The organism is Rhizobium sp. 05L429, assembly GCF_056397645.1.
This window is the reverse complement of sequence record NZ_JBFTNV010000073.1, coordinates 1-3029: the sequence shown is the minus strand read 5'-3', so window position 1 is coordinate 3029 and position 3029 is coordinate 1. Positions and strand designations below refer to the sequence as shown.

The following is a 3029-nucleotide window of genomic DNA, read 5'->3' as shown; positions in this document are numbered from 1 at the left end:
GGCGGCTACAGGTCGCAGGACTATGTCGCCCCGCGCACGCCGACCGAACAGGCGCTTGCCCGCATCTGGTGCGACGTGCTCGGCCTCGAACAGGTCGGCATCCACGACAACTTCTTCGAACTCGGCGGACACTCGCTCCTGGCAACGCGTCTACGCACCAAAATTCAAACCTCTTTTCAAGTGAATCTACCCTTAACCAGCATTTTCATCCAACCAGTTATGAAGGATCTTGCCCAATGCATAACTGACAGCAGTACTGAGGCATTATTGCCCATTTTACCCGTCCCACGTCAGGGAATTTTACCGTTGTCATTCGCACAACAACGGCTTTGGTTCCTATCTCAATTGGATGGCGTCAGTAAGAGTTATCACCTTCCGGTTGCATTACGCATTCAAGGTCTCTTCGACGTGGAGGCATGGCGATCAAGCCTTAACCACATCTTCTCTCGTCACGAAGCGTTGCGCTCAACTTTTATCAACGTCGATGGCGAACCCCAGTTGCATCTTCTCGATGCAGATACACCCCTTCCAATGGAGGAGATTGATTTACGAGATGATGGGGACATCGAGCAGAAACTCGCGCATTTATGTGCCATGGAAGCGCAGGCTCCGTTCGACTTAACGAAGGGGCCGTTAATTCGCGCCAGTCTGATCCGGCTGAATGAACAGGAATACGTCTTTCTGCTCACTCAACATCATATCATCTCGGATGGCTGGTCCTTCGATATATTAGCACGAGAACTTAAGCTTCTTTATACTGCCTTTGCTAGCGGGCGGCCCAATCCACTTCCAGCTTTGGCTATCCAATATCTCGACTACGCCGCTTGGCAACGCGAGTGGCTGGACGACGAGCGTCTTACACGTCAGGCCGATTATTGGCGCCAGAATCTGGCGGACGCACCCGTCTTGTTGAATCTACCCACGACCTTGCCACGCCCCGAGCACCAATCCTATGTGGGAGCCTCGCGGAACTTCACTCTTGATCCTGAGCTTTCTGCTGGCCTTCGCCGCTTGAGCCGGGACCAGAATACCACCATGTTCACGACTTTGGTTACGGCTTGGGCTATCGTCTTGGCCCGACTTTCCGGTCAGACTGACTTAGTCATCGGAACTCCGACGGCAAATCGAGGGAGATCTGAGATCGAGCCGCTGATCGGCTTCTTTGTCAATACCCTTGCACTTCGCGTTGCCCTTAATGATAATCCGAGCCTGGCCCAATTGATGGCTCGGATCCGTTCCACGACGCTTGCGGCACAGGATCATCAAGACATTCCTTTCGAGCAGGTGGTGGATTTGATCAAGCCGCCGCGCTGCTTAAGCCACACCCCACTCTTCCAAGTTATGTTTACCTGGCAGAATGCGAACGAGGCATTTAAATTACCTCGTCTGGATATCGCGATGAATCCAGTTAGCTATCCTTATGTGAAATTCGACCTTGAATTGTCCATGGGGGAAGCTGACGATGGAGTTATTGGGGGCGCTCTGTCATATTCAACGGCGCTCTTCGACGCTGACTCCATCGCGCGACATCTAGGTTATCTTCGAAATGTCCTTCAAGCCATGGTCGCCGAGGCGGACCAGCGCGTTCTAACTCTACCCATAATGGAGGCCGCCGAGCGACGGCTCCTCTTGGAGGAATGGAACCGAACCTCTGCGCAATATCCCGAAGACAAATGTATTCACGAACTATTTGAGGATCAAGCAAACCTAACCCCCGATGCCATTGCGGTTGTGCAGGGCGATCAGGCGTTAAGTTACAGAGAGGTTAACACCAGAGCTAATCGCCTAGCGCATCAGTTATTATCGTTTGGCGTTAAGCCGGATGATCCGGTTGCCGTTTGCATTGAAAGGTCGCCTAGTATGGTGATCGCTATACTTTCTGTACTCAAGGCCGGCGCCGCGTATCTTCCACTTGATCCTGCATATCCTTCTGAGCGATTGGGCTTGATACTGCAAGACGCAAAACCGAAGCTCTTGCTAGCTGATAGAGTGGGCCGGGAGGTTTTGGGCACGGAGGCATTGGGCACACTGCCGGTGCTTGATGTCGATGACCCGTTGGCGGGAGACTTGAGATTTCCCGATACTGACCTGAGCCGTCTCTTCATCAATCAGAATTCACGACACCTTGCCTATGTAATATACACTTCGGGTTCTACTGGCGCTCCAAAGGGCGTCATGATCGAGCATCGCGGACTGGTCAATCTAGTGAGGGATCTTCAGGAAACCTATAACCTATCTGCTCGCGATCGGATGCTACAATTCTCGTCCTCCTCCTTCGATATGTCGGTCGAGGAGATATTCCCAACCTTGACAATAGGCGCGACCCTTGTTCTGCGAACCGACACTTGGTTGACATCGGCCGGTGGCTTTTGCGATTTATGCGGAAGCTTCGGGATCACGGTGGTAAACTTACCCGCTCAATTTTGGAGCCAAATGGTACTTGAGCAGCCGGAGATCACCTTCCCCACAACATTGCGCCAGGTTGTAATTACTGGAGAAACAGCTAATCCCGTTGCGATCGGACTCTGGTTCAAGCGCCAAAAATTTACCCCGGCATTGTTTAATACCTATGGCCCGACGGAAACGACTGTCAATGCGACGTTATTAGAAGTCCATTCTGATAGTCATAAGTCTTCAATTGGACGTCCGATCTCGAATACCGAAGTGTATATTCTTGATGAATATTATTCTGCTGTTCCGGTTGGGGTTGTCGGAGAGCTCTACATTGGCGGTACAGGGGTTGCGCGCGGTTATCTGAACAAGCCGGAACTGACGGCCGAGAAGTTCGTGGCCGATCCGTTCAGCGCCCGTGCCGACGCGCGGCTTTACCGGACAGGCGATCTTGCGCGCTATCTGCCTTATGGCGAAATCGAGTTCTTGGGACGCAATGACCATCAGGTCAAGCTGCGCGGGTTCCGTATCGAACTCGGCGAGATCGAGAGCGTGCTGCAGGGGCATGACGGCGTCAGCCAGGCGGTGGTGATTGCGCGCCAGGACAATGGCGGCGACAAGCGGCTTGTTGCCTATGT

General features: G+C 52.9%; 1 protein-coding gene. It reads left to right on the top strand.

Translation table 11 applies throughout. The annotated features are described in order from the left end of the window. Positions 1 to 3029 (top strand): non-ribosomal peptide synthetase (locus tag AC1DNW_RS35340; RefSeq protein WP_477855789.1); only part of this gene is annotated, 3029 nt, incomplete at both ends.